This is a genomic window from Knoellia pratensis (genome assembly GCF_042666395.1).
Taxonomy (GTDB): Bacteria; Actinomycetota; Actinomycetes; order Actinomycetales; family Dermatophilaceae; genus Knoellia; species Knoellia pratensis.
In genome coordinates this window covers 637,473-653,491 of record NZ_JBHTDJ010000003.1, presented here as the reverse complement: position 1 = coordinate 653,491, position 16,019 = coordinate 637,473, and the positions used below count along the sequence as shown (strand labels likewise).

At 69.2% G+C, this 16,019-nt stretch carries 18 protein-coding genes; 6 read left to right on the top strand and 12 right to left on the bottom strand.

From position 1 onward, the window contains the following. Positions 1 to 4 precede the first annotated feature (4 nt). A complete protein-coding gene (locus ACFQRE_RS13050; protein ID WP_380122961.1) occupies positions 5 to 877 on the bottom strand; it encodes an HpcH/HpaI aldolase/citrate lyase family protein in 873 nt (290 codons plus the stop codon). Continuing rightward, positions 877 to 1,977 carry an HpcH/HpaI aldolase/citrate lyase family protein gene (locus tag ACFQRE_RS13045; RefSeq protein ID WP_380122959.1) on the bottom strand — a complete coding sequence of 367 codons (1,101 nt, stop codon included), beginning with the start codon at positions 1,975 to 1,977 and terminating at the stop codon, positions 877 to 879. The genes ACFQRE_RS13050 and ACFQRE_RS13045 overlap by 1 nt, the downstream gene beginning before the upstream one ends. Positions 1,978 to 2,031: 54 nt before the next feature. Between ACFQRE_RS13045 and ACFQRE_RS13040 the strand changes: the two genes are divergently transcribed. The 4 genes from ACFQRE_RS13040 (at position 2,032) to ACFQRE_RS13025 (ending at position 5,708) form a co-directional block, all read left to right on the top strand. Continuing rightward, positions 2,032 to 2,571, top strand: coding sequence for a hypothetical protein (locus ACFQRE_RS13040; protein WP_380122956.1), 540 nt, complete (start codon positions 2,032 to 2,034; stop codon positions 2,569 to 2,571). Positions 2,572 to 2,650: 79 nt separating this feature from the next. Next, a complete protein-coding gene (locus tag ACFQRE_RS13035) occupies positions 2,651 to 3,949 on the top strand; it encodes a magnesium transporter MgtE N-terminal domain-containing protein (RefSeq protein WP_380122954.1) in 1,299 nt (432 codons plus the stop codon). Continuing rightward, entirely contained in the window at positions 3,942 to 4,553 is a 612-nt protein-coding gene (locus ACFQRE_RS13030; protein ID WP_380122952.1) for a DUF1003 domain-containing protein, read from the top strand. The genes ACFQRE_RS13035 and ACFQRE_RS13030 overlap by 8 nt, the downstream gene beginning before the upstream one ends. Positions 4,554 to 4,562: 9 nt before the next feature. After that, the gene (locus ACFQRE_RS13025; protein WP_380122950.1) at positions 4,563 to 5,708 is read left to right on the top strand and encodes an Mrp/NBP35 family ATP-binding protein; all 1,146 of its coding nucleotides are present in this window, start codon (positions 4,563 to 4,565) and stop codon (positions 5,706 to 5,708) included. 118 nt (positions 5,709 to 5,826) lie between these two features. On the opposite strand, the gene ACFQRE_RS13020 is transcribed toward ACFQRE_RS13025, so the two are convergent. Together ACFQRE_RS13020 and ACFQRE_RS13015 are read right to left on the bottom strand one after the other, a co-directional pair. Next, the gene (locus ACFQRE_RS13020) at positions 5,827 to 6,231 is read right to left on the bottom strand and encodes a Sec-independent protein translocase TatB (RefSeq protein ID WP_380122948.1); all 405 of its coding nucleotides are present in this window, start codon (positions 6,229 to 6,231) and stop codon (positions 5,827 to 5,829) included. Between the two features lie 25 nt (positions 6,232 to 6,256). Beyond that, entirely contained in the window at positions 6,257 to 7,705 is a 1,449-nt protein-coding gene (locus tag ACFQRE_RS13015; protein ID WP_380122945.1) for a S1C family serine protease, read from the bottom strand. Positions 7,706 to 7,774: 69 nt separating this feature from the next. Between ACFQRE_RS13015 and ACFQRE_RS13010 the strand changes: the two genes are divergently transcribed. Beyond that, entirely contained in the window at positions 7,775 to 8,077 is a 303-nt protein-coding gene (locus ACFQRE_RS13010; RefSeq protein WP_380122943.1) for a hypothetical protein, read from the top strand. Between the two features lie 193 nt (positions 8,078 to 8,270). Here ACFQRE_RS13010 and sigE read toward each other — a convergent pair whose 3' ends face one another. Beyond that, positions 8,271 to 8,921, bottom strand: coding sequence for an RNA polymerase sigma factor SigE (gene sigE, locus ACFQRE_RS13005; protein WP_380122941.1), 651 nt, complete (start codon positions 8,919 to 8,921; stop codon positions 8,271 to 8,273). Between the two features lie 102 nt (positions 8,922 to 9,023). Here sigE and ACFQRE_RS13000 point away from each other — a divergent pair, with 102 nt between their 5' ends. Next, positions 9,024 to 9,659, top strand: coding sequence for an O-methyltransferase (locus ACFQRE_RS13000; RefSeq protein ID WP_380122938.1), 636 nt, complete (start codon positions 9,024 to 9,026; stop codon positions 9,657 to 9,659). Positions 9,660 to 9,689: 30 nt separating this feature from the next. On the opposite strand, the gene ACFQRE_RS12995 is transcribed toward ACFQRE_RS13000, so the two are convergent. The 7 genes from ACFQRE_RS12995 to ACFQRE_RS12965 all read right to left on the bottom strand — a co-directional run bounded on the left by ACFQRE_RS12995 (position 9,690) and on the right by ACFQRE_RS12965 (position 16,018). After that, the gene (locus ACFQRE_RS12995) at positions 9,690 to 10,055 is read right to left on the bottom strand and encodes a hypothetical protein (protein ID WP_380122936.1); all 366 of its coding nucleotides are present in this window, start codon (positions 10,053 to 10,055) and stop codon (positions 9,690 to 9,692) included. Further along, a complete protein-coding gene (locus ACFQRE_RS12990; RefSeq protein WP_380122934.1) occupies positions 10,052 to 11,566 on the bottom strand; it encodes a leucyl aminopeptidase family protein in 1,515 nt (504 codons plus the stop codon). Before ACFQRE_RS12990 ends, ACFQRE_RS12995 begins: the two co-directional genes overlap by 4 nt. Positions 11,567 to 11,641: 75 nt before the next feature. Then, positions 11,642 to 11,818, bottom strand: coding sequence for a DUF3117 domain-containing protein (locus tag ACFQRE_RS12985; RefSeq protein WP_083784437.1), 177 nt, complete (start codon positions 11,816 to 11,818; stop codon positions 11,642 to 11,644). 121 nt (positions 11,819 to 11,939) lie between these two features. Continuing rightward, a complete protein-coding gene (locus ACFQRE_RS12980) occupies positions 11,940 to 13,229 on the bottom strand; it encodes a hypothetical protein (RefSeq protein WP_380122931.1) in 1,290 nt (429 codons plus the stop codon). After that, positions 13,226 to 15,313: a hypothetical protein gene (locus tag ACFQRE_RS12975; RefSeq protein ID WP_380122929.1), complete on the bottom strand. Its 2,088-nt coding sequence runs from the start codon at positions 15,311 to 15,313 to the stop codon at positions 13,226 to 13,228. The genes ACFQRE_RS12980 and ACFQRE_RS12975 overlap by 4 nt, the downstream gene beginning before the upstream one ends. Next, positions 15,310 to 15,729 (bottom strand): hypothetical protein, encoded by a 420-nt coding sequence (locus ACFQRE_RS12970; protein ID WP_380122927.1) that lies wholly within the window; start codon positions 15,727 to 15,729, stop codon positions 15,310 to 15,312. Before ACFQRE_RS12970 ends, ACFQRE_RS12975 begins: the two co-directional genes overlap by 4 nt. After that, a complete protein-coding gene (locus tag ACFQRE_RS12965; protein ID WP_380122925.1) occupies positions 15,710 to 16,018 on the bottom strand; it encodes a hypothetical protein in 309 nt (102 codons plus the stop codon). The genes ACFQRE_RS12970 and ACFQRE_RS12965 overlap by 20 nt, the downstream gene beginning before the upstream one ends. Position 16,019: the final 1 nt, after the last annotated feature.

Sequence of the window (16,019 nt, the reverse complement as noted above, 5' to 3'; positions counted from 1 at the left end):
AATTCTACCCGCGATTGACGATGACGTCGTGAACGGCCAGAACGCGACGAGCGATGTCGACGTGGAGGCTCTCGACCATCCGGCCGTTGTGGGTGACGACGCCACTGCCGGCACCGGCCTCCCATGCCTCGAGAATGCCGCGAGCCTGCGCAACGGACTCCTCGCTCGGAGCGAAGATCGCGTTGCACGGCTCGACCTGCCCCGGGTGGATCAACGTCTTGCCGTCGAAGCCGAAGTCGCGGCCCTGGAGGCACTCGGCCTCGAAGCCTTCGGCGTTCTTCACGTCGTTGTAGACGCCGTCGAGGATGGCGATCCCCGACTCGCGGGCGGCGAGCAGCGACAGTTGCAGCGCCGTCAGGAGCGGACCGCGACCCGGGACGTGGTCGGCGTGCAGTTCCTTGACGAGGTCGTTGGTGCCCATGACGAGCACGGCGAGGCGTGGCGAGGCCGCGGCGATCTCACGGACGTTGAACACGGCCTCGGGCGTCTCGATCATGGCCCAGAGCTTCGTGTGCTCGGGGGCTCCGGCGGCCTCGAGTCCGGCGACGAGTGAACGCACCTCGTCCGCCGAGCCGACCTTGGGCACGACGACTCCGGCCGGTCCGGCAGCAGCAGCCGCCGCGAGGTCGGCCTCGTGCCACTGGGTGCCGATGCCGTTGATCCGGATCGTCACCTCACGGTTGCCGTACTCCCCCGATGCCGCTGCGGCACACGCGTTCTCGCGCGCAGCATCCTTGTGGTCCGGACCGACTGCGTCCTCGAGATCGAGGATGAGCCCGTCGACGGGCAGCGTCTTCGCCTTCTCGAGTGCGCGCTCGTTGGAGCTCGGCATGTAGAGGACAGAACGACGAGGTGTGTATGCCGTCTGCTCGCCCATCAGTTGCTCTCACCTTCGGCGTCCGGTGCGGGGACGGCATACAGCGAAGCAAGCTCGGGGTCGCCGGCGCCGAGACGCTCGGCGAGCTCGAGGATGACGAGGCACTGCTTGAGCGAGGCGTCGTCCTCCATCTTGCCGTCGAGCATGACGGCGCCGGTGCCGTCGCCCATGGCCTCCTTGACGCGGCGCGCGTGTGCGACGTCCTCGCCGGACGGGCTGAAGACGCGCTTGGCGATGTCGATCTGGACCGGGTGCAGCGACCAGGTGCCGACGCAGCCGAGCAGGAAGGCGTTGCGGAACTGGTCCTCACAGGCGACGACGTCCTTGATGTCACCGAAGGGGCCGTAGTACGGGAAGATCCCGTGCATCGCGCAGGCATCAACCATGCGCGCGATCGTGTAGTGCCAGAGGTCCTGCTGGTAGGTCGTGCGCTCGGCGGTGATCGGGTCGATGCCCTCGCCGAGATCCTTTGACGGGTCCTGACGCACCAGGTAGCCCGGGTGACCGCCACCGACCCGGGTCGTCTTCATGCGGCGGTCGGCGGCGAGGTCGGCGGGGCCCAGGCTGATGCCCTGCATGCGGGGCGACGCGCCGGCGATCTCCTCGACGTTGGCCACGCCGCGCGCGGTCTCGAGGATCGCGTGGACGAGGATCGGGCGCTTCAGACCCGCGCGGGCCTCGAGCTGGGCAAGGATCCGGTCCACGTAGTGGATGTCCTCGGGACCCTGCACCTTGGGCACCATGATGACGTCGAGCTTGTCGCCGATCTCGGTGACGAGGGTGACGAGGTCGTCGAGGACCCACGGACTGTCGAGGCTGTTGATACGCGTCCAGAGCTGCGTGCTGTCACCGAAGTCGGTCGCCTTCGCGATGTCGACGAGGCCCTGACGGGCTGCTTCCTTGCGGTCGGCCTTGACCGCGTCCTCGAGGTTGCCGAGCAGGACGTCGACCGAGCCGACCATGGCAGGGATCTTGGCCGCCATCTTCTCGTTGCTCGGGTCGAAGAAGTGGATCATCCGGCTGGGGAGGGCCGGAACCTCACGCACGGGTGCCGGGGCACCGACCGCGAGGGGGCCAAAGAAGTCCTTGGGTGAGCGCATGCTGCCGGACGCTAGCAGTGCGGACGGGCAAGGCGTTATGAGACAGTTCACGCCGTGAGCGGTTCGCCCATCCCGACCCCCGGACAGACCTCCGTCAATGTCACGCGCCTCCTCGCGGAGGCCGCGAGCAAGTCCGGCGTGCTCTGGATCGAGGTCCCCGGCGGCAGCACCCACGCCGTGTGGTTCGTCTGGCACGACGACGAGGATCCGCGCAGCGCAGGCCCTGCGATCCATGTCGTCTCCGGCACCGGCGAGCAGACCCTCCCCCCGCTCCCGGACGAGGTCACGGTCATCCTGCGCAGCAAGGACAGCGGTGCCCGCCTGCTCCGCCTCAGGGCGACGACGCGGGTCCTGGACCCCACGTCGCCCGAGTGGCTCGGCTCCGCCGAGGTCCTGCAGGCCAAGCGGCTCAACGCGACCGGCGACGTCCTCGCCAGGTGGCGCGAAGGTGCGACGATCCACGTCCTCGTGCCACACGGCATACCCGATGAAGCTCCCGGGGCGTATGCCGCCGAGTCCGGTCGAGTGACCGTCTCACCGGCGTGTGGCACGACGGCGAGCTGGCGCCCATGGCACTGGCGCGGACGCGGCTGAGCCCTCCCCGGACGACGCGGCGGCGCGTTGAACCTCCCGTGGCACTGGCACGGTGGCGGACCCGACTAACCTGTGGCTCGTGAGCACGAACACCCGCGTCTTCGTCGGCCGACTGGCCGAGCTGGCCGTGTTCGACCCCTTGGGCGACCCGGTGGGTCGCGTGCGGGACGTCGTCCTGACCTTCAGCGTGCAGCGCGCCAGACCGCGAGTCATCGGCCTCGTCGTCGAGGTCCCCGGGCGTCGTCGCGTCTTCGTGCCCATGACGCGCGTGACGTCGGTCGACGGCGGCCAGGTCATCACCACCGGTCTCGTCAACATGCGTCGGTTCGAGCAGCGCCCCAACGAGACTCTCGTCCTCGCCGAGCTCATTGAGCGCAACGTCCAGGTCCGCGACGAGCAGGGCGAGACCGTCGAAGCCACCGTCGAGGACATCGGGCTGGAGCAGAACCATGCCCGCAGCTGGTCGGTGACGCGCGTCTTCGTGCGTCGCACCTCCAACCGAAGCCCGATCACCCGCCTCGGTCGACGCCGTGGTGAGACCTTCGTCGTGCCCGTGGAGGACGTCACCGGGCTGCGTGACACGAGCGACGAGCAGAGTGCCGCACGGCTCCTCGAGCACTACGAGGACCTCAAGCCGGCTGACCTCGCCGAGGCGATCCACGACCTCCCCGTCAAGCGCCGGGCCGAGGTCGCTGCTGCCCTCGCCGACGACCAGCTTGCCGACGTCCTCGAGGAGCTGCCCGAGGACGAGCAGGTGGAGCTGATCTCCGGCCTGGGCAACAACCGCGTCGCCGACGTCCTCGAGGCCATGGAACCCGACGACGCCGCCGACCTCCTCGCCGAGTTCCCTGCAGAACGCCAGGAAGAGCTGCTCCAGCTCATGGAGCCCGATGAAGCAGCCGACCTGCGACGGCTGCTCACCTACGGCGAGAACACCGCCGGTGGGCTCATGACGACCGAGCCGGTCATCCTGGGTCCGGACGCGTCGATCGCCGAGGCCCTTGCCGTCGTCCGGCGTCAGGAGCTGTCGACCACGATGGCCTGCACGGTCTTCGTCTGCCGTCCGCCGCTCGAGACACCCACGGGCAAGTTCCTCGGGATGGTCCACATCCAGCGACTGCTGCGCGAGCCGCCGCACGCCTCCGTCGGCTCGATCCTCGACAAGGACGTCGAACCGGTCACGACCGAGGCGAGCGTCGGCCAGGTGACCCGACTCCTCGCGACCTACGACCTCATCGCTCTCCCCGTCGTCGACGAGAACGGCCTGCTCGTCGGTGCCGTCACCGTGGACGACGTGCTCGACCATCTGCTGCCCGACGACTGGCGTGACGACCGGCACGAGGTCACGGGGACCCACGAGGTGATCCCGCATGGCTGAGCGTCGCGACCGGGCCCCCCGGCTCGACCAGCCGCGCGAGAAGCGCCGCCAGTTCATCACCCGCCCCGAAGCCCTCACCTCGGAAGCCTTCGGCGTCCTCTCCGAGAAGTTCGCCCGCTACATGGGGACGGCCTACTTCCTCATCGGCATGACCGTCTTCGTGCTCGTGTGGGTCGTATGGAACCTCGCTGCGCCGAAGGACTGGCGCTTCGACAACTACCCGTTCATCTTCCTCACGCTCATGCTCAGCCTGCAGGCGTCGTATGCCGCGCCGCTCATCCTGCTCGCCCAGAACCGTCAGGCCGACCGCGACCGCGTCATGCTCGAGCAGGACCGCAACCGTGATGAGCGCAACCTCGCCGACACCGAGTTCCTCACGCGTGAGGTTGCTGCGTTGCGCATCGCGATGCGTGACTCAGCGACTCGTGACTTCGTGCGAGGTGAGCTGCGTGACCTCCTCGACGAGATGGAGGAGCGAGGGCTCGTCGCCGGCCGACTCGCCAAGGCCGACAAGCCGGACAAGCCGGACAGGGCTGGCAAGCGTGACGCGTCAGACAGCTCGAAGCGGCGGACCGATGAGGGCGGAACGCGGCGCTCGACCTAGCATGGAGCAATGCCTGTCACTGCTGCACTTGTGAGCGACGAGGCGCTGCGCGCCGCCCTCGCCACCGTCAACGACCCCGAGATCCGCAAGCCGATCACCGAGCTTGGCATGGTCGAAGCCGTGGAGTGTGACGCCACCGGTCGCGTCGCCGTGACGATCCTCCTGACGATCGCCGGCTGCCCGCTCAAGGAGACCCTCACCAACGACACCACCAACGCGCTGCTCAAGGTGGCTGGTGTGACCGCAGTGGACGTCACCCTCGGTGTCATGTCCGAGGAGCAGCGCGCCGAGCTGCGCACCAACCTTCGAGGCGGTGCGGACGAGAAGGAGATCCCGTTCGCCAAGCCCGGCAGCCTGACCCGCGTGTATGCCGTGGCGTCGGGCAAGGGTGGCGTCGGCAAGTCGTCGATCACGGCCAACCTCGCCGCAGCACTGGCCCAGCAGGGCCTCAAGGTCGGTGTCGTCGACGCCGACATCTATGGCTTCTCCATCCCGCGCATGCTCGGTGTGGAGCAGAAGCCCACGCAGGTCGACGAGATGATCCTGCCGCCCATCGCGCACGAGGTGAAGGTCATCTCGATCGGCATGTTCGTGCCCGGCAACCAGCCCGTCGTGTGGCGTGGACCGATGCTCCACCGGGCGCTGCAGCAGTTCCTCGCCGACGTCTTCTGGGGCGACCTCGACATCCTGCTCCTCGACCTCCCGCCGGGCACCGGCGACATCGCGATCTCGGTCGCGCAGCTCATCCCCGGCGCCGAGATCCTCGTCGTGACCACGCCCCAACAGGCTGCTGCCGAGGTCGCCGAGCGCGCCGGCGCCATCGCCATCCAGACCCACCAGCGTGTTGCCGGCGTCATCGAGAACATGTCCTGGCTCGAGCTGCCCGACGGTTCGCGTCAGGAGATCTTCGGCTCCGGTGGTGGCCAGGCCGTGGCAGATTCACTGACCCGCAGCATCGGTGCACCCGTGCCGTTGCTCGGTCAGATCCCGCTCGACACGGCCCTGCGCATCGGCTCCGACCAGGGCACCCCGATCGTCCTCGGCGAGTCGACGTCACCGGCGGCCGTGGCCCTGCGCGGCATCGCCCGGGAGCTCGGCACCCGCTCGCGTGGCCTCGCCGGTCGTTCCCTCGGCCTCACGCCCGCCGGCCGCTGAGCGACCAGCGTCCATCGTCGGTCTTCAGCGACATGGATTGTGGGGTGCACGCTCAGTTGCTCCTTCGTCGCAAACGCGCGCACCCCACAATCCATGTCGCAGTGGGCTTGAAGCTGTCCTAGGTGGCGTCGACGTCGTAGACGGTCGGGCGCAGCGGGTCCCATTTGCTCAGGTCCGCGCCGTAGTGCACCCCGTCGTCGTCGATGACCACGGAGTCACCCACGTCGGGGTTGGTGCCTCCGGACTTCAGGCCTGAAGCTGCGTCCTCGAGGGGCTCGATGAGGGCCTCCCGCACGATCCGGCGCGGGTCGTACTGGCGCGGGTCGTACTGACGCCAGTTGATGTCGTTGTACTCGGGCCCGAGCTGGTCCTTGAGCTGCCCCTTGGCGCCCTCGGCCATGACGCGCGCCTTCTTGATGAGCTGCGCGAGCTTTTGGGCGTACTCCGGCAGACGCTCCGGCCCAAGCACGAAGACAGCGATGAGGGCGAGGAGCACGATCTCCCAGCCGTTGATGCCGAACACGCGTCCTCCTGTGCGCTTGCGCGCGTCAGTCGCTTCTGCCCTGGAGGACCATCTTGACATCCCGCGACTTGCCGTCACGCAGCACGGTCAGCGAGACGGTCGATCCGACGGCCTTGGACCGGATCGCGACGACGAGGGCATCGGGGTCAACCATGGGTCGCCCCTCGAACGCGGTGATGACATCGCCGGCCTTGAGTCCCGCCTTGGCAGCCGGTCCGTCGGGCGTGACCGCGGGAGTGTCGCCGGAGTCCGTGGCGATGCGCACGCCCTCGCCCTGGTACTCACGGTCGAGCAGCACACCGATGATCGGGTGTTCCGCCTTGCCCGTACGGATGAGCTGGTCGACGGTGATCTTGACCTGCGCGCTCGGGATGGCGAAGCCGACGCCGATGTTGCCGCTCTGCCCGCCGATGGCGTTGCCAGCGACGCGCGCGATGGCCGAGTTGATCCCGATGACGCGGCCCTGCATGTCGAGCAGCGGCCCACCTGAGTTGCCGGGGTTGATCGCGGCGTCGGTCTGGATGGCGTTGATGAACGACTGGTCGTCGGCCTCGCCGGGAGTCACCGGCCGGTTGAGCGCCGAGACGATGCCGGTGGTCACGGTCGACTCGAGGCCGAGTGGTGCGCCCACGGCAATGACGGGGTCACCGACGACGACCTTGTTGGAGTCGCCGAGCGGCAAGGGAGTGAGGTCGGTCCGGTCCACCCTGAGGACGGCGAGGTCGTACGACACGTCGCGCCCGACGATGGTGGCGGAGGCCTGCTTGCCGTTGGTCAGGACGACCGTGATCTTGCCCTTGCTGGCGGCGGCCGAGACGACGTGGTTGTTGGTGACGATGTGCCCCTTGTCGTCGAGCACCCAACCCGAGCCGGTGCCGTCGCCATCTGCGGCCTCAACCCGAATCGTCACGACGCTCGGGGTCGCCTTTGCGGCAATGCTGGCCACCGAACCCTCGGGCCGCGTGCTCGCGCCGGGACCCGGCTCGGGTGTCGGTCCGGTCGCACTGGAGTCGAAACCGTCGAAGCGGTCGGACGAACCCAGCCACCCGCCGAGGAGTCCGCCACCGAGACCGGCGAGCAGGGCTGCAAGGCCGGCGATGAGGAAGACCCCGAACCAGCCCGGGCCACGCGTCGTCGTGGGCGCAGCCACGCTGGAAGCCGCTGACGCGGCATACGGATTCGGTGTGTATGCCGCGTGCTCGGCTGCGCGCGGTGCGTAGGCCGGCTGCCCACTCGTGTCCCACCCCTGCGCCGCGCTCCGAGTGGGCACTGGGTAGCCGGGAGCCGGCGCGGGGTGGTCCGGCCACGTGGCGGCCCCGACGGGCTCTGGTGCCGGATCCTCAGGCGGCAGCAGCGGCGGCTGGCCCGGGGGTGGGCCCAACTCCTGCGTGCGGCTGAGGTCGACCTCTTGGGTGTGGTCCGGATCGACGGGGGGCTGCTCTGCCTCGTCGTGGCGTGCACTGTCCTCGGTCATGCCCGCGATTCTGCCTCGCAGATGTCAAGGTTTCGAACTGAGGTGCTGCTCATCCACACTGTGGAGACCGTGCGAGACCCCCGCCCGCTGCTCGAGGAGGGGCTGGGAGTGCTTCCCACAGGTCGCACGGACGGAGACGTCCCACCCACAGTGGTGACGGTCGTGGTGATCGCCCCGGTCCCGGCGATGGTGAGTGTCCACGCGACCGCCGCGGTGGCGCCGGCGGCCGCCGTCGCGAGGGCGGCCGACCGCAGCGGGCTGCGGTGTCCCGGTGGCGCGGAGGGCGGCACCATCTCAAGTGGTGCGCGCTCGCTCGTCTGGGCCATGGCCGGTCCGGTCATTGACGAAGCGAGCGCGACGAGTTGGGCGTGAAGGCTGCCGGGCATCGACGGGCACCCGGACGAGAGAAGCGTCTGGAGGCGACGCTCGCCGGCGACAGCGTGCTGGCAGTTCACGCACGTGATGAGGTGTCGGTCCCAGTCGAGGGTGCGCTGCATCGAGAGCTTGCCCGACACGTAGTCGGGGAGCTCGTCGAGGCGGCAGCGGGAGGGACGCGACAGGTGGATCACACGGCACCTCGCGCCGGCGTGAGGACACCGGGAAGCCGTGAGGTGGACGAACTGGACGCCGCGGCGCGGACCTCTGGAGCGCGGTGGGCCAGGGCTTCACGGAGCTGGGCGCGACCGCGGTGGATGCGGGAGCGGACCGTGCCGAGCTTGATGTCGAGGGTCGCCGCGATCTCTTCGTAGGACAGACCCTCGATGTCGCAGAGGACGACGGCCGCGCGGAAGTCGGGGGCGAGGGAGTCGAGTGCGCGCTGCACGTCGTCGTCGAAGTGCGTGTCATGGAACGTCTGCTCGGGTCCGGCCTCGCGAGCGGGCAACCGGGCCGCGGACTCGTCGGAGAGCGCGTCGAAGCGGATGCGCTGCTTGCGCCGCATCTTGTCGAGGAAGACGTTGGTCGTGATGCGGTGCAGCCAGCCCTCGAAGGTGCCGGGCCGGTAGGTGTGCAGGGACCGGAAGACGCGGATGAACACGTCCTGGGTCAGGTCCTCGGCGTCGTGGACGTTGCCGGTGAGGCGGTAGGCCAGGCGGTAGACCCGGGCCGAGTGCTCCTCGACGATCTGCTCCCAGCTCGGCGGCGTCCACTCCCCTGTGGCCGCACCTGCGTCGCTCGTCATCGTCGTCCCCTGCTCGGTGCCCACGTGGCTGTTCATGTCATAGGTGTCTACGCGCCGGAACCGGGAAATGTTCCGGAGAATCCTGTATGCCGCCTGTGAGTCCGTGTCCGTGCTCACGCGCGAGTAGGGTTGCCGCACATGAGCACCCTCAAGCCCGCGAGCTGGTCGTACGCCGAGGACTTCGTTCCCGAGCCCGAGGTCATCGAGCAGGCTCGCGCCCGTGGTCTGGCCTTCGAGGCCGCCACCCCGGTCGGCACCGGTGCTGGAGCGACCCTCCGACTGCTCACCGCGGCCATCGGCGCCAAGCACGTCATCGAGGTCGGGACCGGAGCGGGCACGTCTGGCCTCTGGCTCCTGGCCGGAATGCCCCAGGACGGCGTCCTCACGACGATCGACATCTCACCGGAGCACCAGAAGGCCGCCCGTGAGGCCTATGTCGCGGCCGGCTACCCGACGCAGCGCACCCGCGTCATCTCCGGGCGCGCGACCGACGTCCTCCCCCGCATGACCGACGGCGCCTACGACATGGTGCTCATCGACGCCGACAAGGCGAGCTACCCGGCATACGTCGAGCACGGGATCCGGCTGCTGCGCAGCGGCGGGGTGCTCGCCCTCGACAACATGCTCTGGCACGACAAGGTTGCCGACCCCGCAGCTCGTGACAGTGACACGACCACGTTGCGTGATCTCGGCAAATCCCTGCGCGACAACGACGACCTCCTGCCGGCGCTGCTGCCGGTGAGCGACGGCCTGTTCATCGCCGTCAAGCGCTGACCGTTTTCCGGGTGACCCGGAACAGGTGGGTCAGGCGTGGGCGTCGACGCGAGGTCCGGCACCGCGTCGGAAACCGGCGGGCCCCTCAGCGATCGCCACGACCTCGAACTCCTCGATCGCAATGGGTGATGAGCCGATGAGCTCGGAGCCCTTGGACTCGGCGGCGACCGCTTCGAACTCCTCGCGGAAGACCTTGCGTTCCTGCTCGCTGTCGAAGACGTAGGTCCCCTCGAACCACTCGCCCTCGCGCATTCGCCACACCTTGAAGGCGAGACCGTCGAGGAACATGAAGCGGGCGATCGAGGTCCCGACGACGTACTCGCGCAACAGGTCGGGCGCGTTCTCGGGGGCGTCCTCGAGCGACCAGCGCACTGCCAGTCCGTATCCGGCGTTCATCGCAGACCTTCCAACCATCGCAGCAACAGACGTGCACCGAACCCCGTCCCACCCTTGCCGTGGACTCCGGAGTCGACATCGGAACGGCCCGGGCCGGCGATGTCGAGGTGGGCCCACCGGCGCTCCCCCACGAACTCACGTAGGAACAACGCCGCGGTGATCGACCCACCTCCGACCGAGGGCCCGATGTGGTTGATGTCTGCCACTTCGGACTCCAGTGCCTGACGGTAGGCCGCGACCAGCGGGAAGGGCCACAGCGTCTCACCTGCTGTCTCACCGGCAGCGCGCAGTTGGGACGAGAGGTCGTCGTCCGTCGCGAACACGGGGGCCATGGTGCGGGCCAGGGCGACCCGAGCCGCGCCGGTGAGCGTGGCGATGTCGATGAGCACGTCCGGGTCGAGCACGGCGTCGGCGTAGGCCAGGGCATCGGCGAGGACGATCCGCCCCTCGGCGTCGGTGTTGCCGATCTCCGTGGTGATCCCGCCGAAGTGCGTCACGACGTCACCGGGCCGGTATGCCGCCCCACTCACCATGTTCTCGGCGAGAGCCAGCAGGCCGGTCACCCGGACGGGGATGTGGAGATCGCGGCAGGCCGCGAGAACCGAGAGAACGATCGCCGAGCCGGACATGTCGGTCTTCATCGCGAGCATGCCGTCAGCCGGCTTCACCTGGAGGCCACCGGAGTCGAACGTGATGCCCTTGCCGACGAGGACGACGTGCGGTGTGGACGCGTCCGCAGCCTCGGGGGTGTAGCCGAGCTGGACGAGCCGTGGCGGAGTTGCCGAACCTCCACCAACTGCGAGCAGGCCGCCGAATCCGGCTGCGGCGAGGGCCTTTTCGTCCCAGACCTTCACGTCCAGGCCGGAGCGTGACGCGATCGTGCGCGCCTGGCGGGCCATCCAGGCGGGGTTCTTGATGTTGGAGGGAGTGTTGGCGAGGTTGCGCGCGAGCAGGCTGGCGGCGGCGCGGCGGACGGCGCGCGCGACGACGTCCGACTCGGCATCGACGAGGACGACGGCGCTCGCCACGTCGACACCAGCCGCCCAGGCCCCACCCGTCAAGCGTGCTGGCGCCCAACCCCCGAGCACCGCGCCCTCGACGAAGGCGGCCTGCCCGGCTTCATCCGCCGAGGGTGCCAGCACCACGACCTGCTCGCGTCCGCGCGTTGCCCGCCCAGCGGCGGCTCCCGCCAGCCTGAGGTCATGGGGAGCGCCCTGACCCAGCCCGATGAGGACGACCACTCTGGCGGCGAAGTCTCCACGCGGCATACGCACCAACGTCGTGGAGCCCACCGACGTCTTGGGTTCGTGGACCTCGAGGAGCGCGTCCGGGTCGAAGCCGGCGGCATCGAGCGCCTGGCGCGCTCGCGGGCCCCACGGGTCGTCGCCGTCGGCCACCCCGACGACGAGCGCGAGGTCAGCTGGGTCGAGGTCGGCGAGAACATCGGCGAGGGGACCATTGGCGGCGGTCCAGGCGGGAAGGGTCGGGGCGAGGAGATCTTCGGCAGGCACGGACTCGACCCTACGACGACGAGAGGGCCCCCACCATGTCGGTGGGGGCCCTCTCAACACGTCAGAGTCGACGAATCACTTCTTGAGTGCGTCGCAGTCGTCGATGGCCTGACCCAGCGCTCGCACCTCGTCTGGAGTCATCTCGACGACGAGTCGGCCACCACCCTCCAGGGGCATGCGGAGCACGATGCCGCGTCCCTCCTTGGTGACCTCGAGAGGGCCGTCGCCCGTCCTGGGCTTCATTGCCGCCATGGGTGTTCCCTTCGTTGCCGCGGCGCACAGACGTGCGTCACGTGTTCACATCCCGGCGTTGGCGCACCGGTATCCCTGACCATTATTCCTTCACGCAAGGTGGGAACGAAATCGGGGTCCCTCACGGGGGTTGAGATCCCCATGGGGTGAAGGTGAGCAGAGCACAGGTCCACCACACCAGTCCGGCGACGATGGGCACGAGGAGGATCGCCACGCGTCTGCGCCAGTGCGTCACGATCTGCTCCCCCGTGGACGTCCGCATCGCCACGCTCGCGAGCAACGCTGCGACGGGAAAGTCGAGCAGCAGGAAGCGCCACATGCTGGTGATCGGGCGGACCACCGCGAAGAGATAGAGCGGGTAGGCCACGGCCCAGGCCCGGACCTCCACCGGGATCCAGCGCCCGTGGCGCCCGAGAATGAGTGCGAGGTAGGTACCGCCCAGGGCCACGAGTACGCCCACTCCGGCCGCCCCGTGGGCATCCCACGCCCACTGCACCCAGAGGACGAACGGCCCGGAGGCGGGCTTTTGCCCCCATGCCTCCTGGACATCGAAGAAGGCCGTCGGTATGCCGCTCACGACGCCCACGATCACCGGCCACGCGATGCCCGAGAGCCCCGTGATGAAGAGCATCAGTGCGGCCGTCATCCGCTGGCCCCGAAGCGGTGCCACGCCCGCTGCCCGGTCCTCACGGATGCGGACGATGAGGTGGATCAGGGCGGCGCAGCCCATGGCGGCAGCCACGCCACGGGTGAAGCCGAGCGGCACCGCGAGAGCTGCGACGACGACATACCGGCGTCTCATCAGATAGAGGAGGGAGGCCGCGACGAGGACGACCGCCAACGGTTCCGTGTAGGGCTTGAGCATGACCCCTGTGGCCGGATAGAAGCACCAGAGGCATGCGGCGACAAGGGCCAGTCGCTCGCGGCCCGGCTGCGGTTCGGCGTGGAGCCCGTGACGGAAGAGCGCCCAGACGAGCACCGCGCCGACACCCCCGAGGACGACGTTGAGCCCGACGGCACCGACCGTGAACGGGATGCCGATCGCCATGAACCCCTTCACGAGGAAGGGGAAGAGCGGGTAGAAGGCCCACGCACTGTAGGTGAGCTTGCCCGTGGTCGGATCTGCTGGCAGCGGGACCGGATAACCCCTCGTCGCAACGGTTTCGTACCACTGGCTGTCCCACAGACCGAAGAGATCCCCGATGGTGGGGTCCAGGTGTCCGACTCCCGCAGGGTTCTGGAACCACGTTGCGGCGACCCACATCGCGGCCAGGGTCACGAGCCGCGAGGTGACATAGACGAGGAGGATTGCGCGGATCGGGTGGGCCAGCGCGAGGACCGTGAGGTTCGACCGACCCGCCCCCGTGAGGAGGGAGCGCGACTCCGGCCGGGCGCGAGTGGCGGCCGTCATGACGAGAACTCCCGCACGTCCCAGACAAGGACGTCCTCAACCTGGTGCGGCTCACCAAGGACGGTGACGAGCGAGTCGCGCAGCGCGGCGCTCTGGTCCCTCATGGGCAGGACCACGGAGTCGGTGCGCCAGGCGGCCAGGTCCTGCGCGAACTGCAGGCGCTGGGCCTCGGTCGCGGGCATCACGACGTTGGCCGCGTTGACGTCGTAGAGCCACAGCGACAGGGGGCGACGCACGGCGCCGTACTGACCACCACGATCGCTTGTTCCGTTGGGGCCGACGAAGTAGCCCTCCACGATGGGGAAGGCCATGGTGTCGGCGGCGAGCTGCCAGTCGAAGGCGCGCGCGTCGACGATGTCGGTCGGTGGGACGGCGAGGATCGAGCCGCCGTGACTCCAGTCGCGCCAGGCACCGCCGGTGAAGAAGGACGGCACCGCGGGGCGAGGGTCGACCTGGAGTGCGGTCGGCGCGACGGGGAGCAGGGCCACGACGGCCGCTGCCGTCACGATCCAGCCGCCCACCCGGGGCTGCCAGGTGGGGAGGTCTAGTTCGTATGCGTCATCCGCACTGAACGGTGACGCCTTCATCGCAGCGTCGATGCCGATCGCGACGAGCCCGGCAAAGGCTGGGACGGCGATCATGGCGAAGCGCGTCGGCAGGACGTTCTCGAGGACGGGGAACCCGTCGAAGAGCGACCACAGACTGGGCATGCCGGTCGGTTGGCCTCGCAGGAGCACCTCTTCTCCCAGCGAGAGCCAGGAGGTGACGACAACGACCGCCGCGAGCGCCTGCACGCCGGGGCGACGGATGAGCGCGAGCACGATGACTGTGGCGAGCAGCCAGAGCGGGACACCGAAGAAGGCGTTCTCCTCGGTGCGGTTCATCGACACCGCGGCCGACGCCCAGGGGTCGGCGCCCATCGAGCGCGTGGCTCGACCCCAGAGCGCCGCGAGGTCGTTTCCGCCGGGCGGGTGGTAGATCGAGGTGTAGCTCTGGCGCCCGGAGAACTGCCACCACAGGGGGACGGCCACGAGGACGAGACACAGGGCCGCACCGATGCCGATGCCGGGGAGCGCTCGAGTCAGGTTGATCCGGCGGTGGGCGACGAGGACGAGTCCGGCGATGAGCATGCCGATGGCTGCGAGCAGGAGCGGTTCCTCGCCGATGAAGACCTGCCAGGTGACCAGGAGGCCGAGGATCATGCCGTCGCGGACACGGCGCCTTCCCTCTGCCAGTCGCAGGACGCGATCGATGATCACCGGGATGAGGAACAGGGCGACGAAGTTGGGGTGCCCGTTGGCGTGCGACACCATCGCCGGGGCGAAGCCGGCGAACCAGCCCCCCACCGCTGCGGCCGTCCGACCGAGACCGCGCCGACGGAAGAACCAGAACCACGCCGCCGCTGTGCCTGCGAGTCCGAGCAGCTCGACGACGAAGAACGTGACGTGCGCGCTGGTGGCGAGCGTCAGCGGGGCCAGCAGGATTCCGAGTCCGGTGACGGCCGCGTTGGCCATGAGGTTGACGCCGTCGGGGAAGTTCTGTCGGTCACTGAAGAGGGGGTTGGACAGTGTGGCCACGTTGTGGGCCGAGGCCCCGAAGTACCACTCGAACGCCTGGTGGTCCTGCACCCCCTGGGACAGGTAGCCGCTGGACGTGCGTCCGATGAGTCCGGAGAGGACGTGCAGGGCCGTGCCCAGATAGGCGGCGATGACGACGAGGTCGACCCACCCCCACCCCACCCTTGCGTCTGGGGACGCTTCCCTTGCGTCTGCGGATGTGGTCGCTCTGGCCGCCACATCCGCAGACGCAACGGGCAGGGGGGCATCGAGGAGAGGGGCGCCGAGGAGGGGGGCGTCGGGGAGAGGGGCATCGGGGAGAGGGGCGCCGACGAGGCGGGCGTCGTTGCGCGCGATCTGGGCGTCGAGGCGGTCGAGCACCTCGTGGACGCGTTCGGCGGGATAGCCGATGAGCTGCATTCTGAAAGCGTTGTCGTCCCCGTCGCGGGCTTCCCGTCGGAAGAAGAACCACGCGAGGGCCAGGGCGCACAGGACCACGGGGACGCTGAGGAGCAGGGACCACTTCACGGGGCCACCGCCGCGAAACGGTCGACGACCCGGCCGAACAGTCGTGGGCCGAGGAGGTCGCCCATGGCGCTTGTGAGTCTCCGGACGCCGCCCGACCCGAGCCAGAGCTCTTCGGTCCACGTGACACGGGACCCAGCGGCATACGGAGTCACGACGAGCTCGGCCCACCCGGACAGGCGGCCAGTCTTGCGAATTCGCCACTGCCGAGGGGGTTCCCACGTCTCGACGACCATGCTGTCGTCGAAGTGGAACGGGCCGAGGGCCGTGCGCACGACGAAGCCCCAGCCCACTGTGGGCGAGCCGGGGTCGGCGATCGTCGTCGTCAGCGGAACCGTGGCGGTGTGCTCGGCCAGTGCAGAGGCACGCAGCCACAACTCGGCTGGCGTGAGCTCTGAGTCACGCGTCAGGATGAACATGATCGTCCCACTCCCCCGAGGTGCGCTCTCCCAACGCTCGGTCCTGTTCGGCGAGCCGGTCGCGGCGGGCATCGAGGGCGGCATCCACCTCGGCTGGCGCGTAGCCGTAGAGGGACGTGCCCAGGCTCAGTCCGTCGACGTCTGGCGCCGTGACGTTCGGCGGAAGCTCGAGCGGGGGCCTGGCCGACGTGGGCTCGGCCAGGGTCGCGGCGTTGAGCCGACCCGTCGCCAGGAGCACCGTGACCGCGATGACGGCGACGGCGAGCACTGCGAGGGCAACCCATTCCACG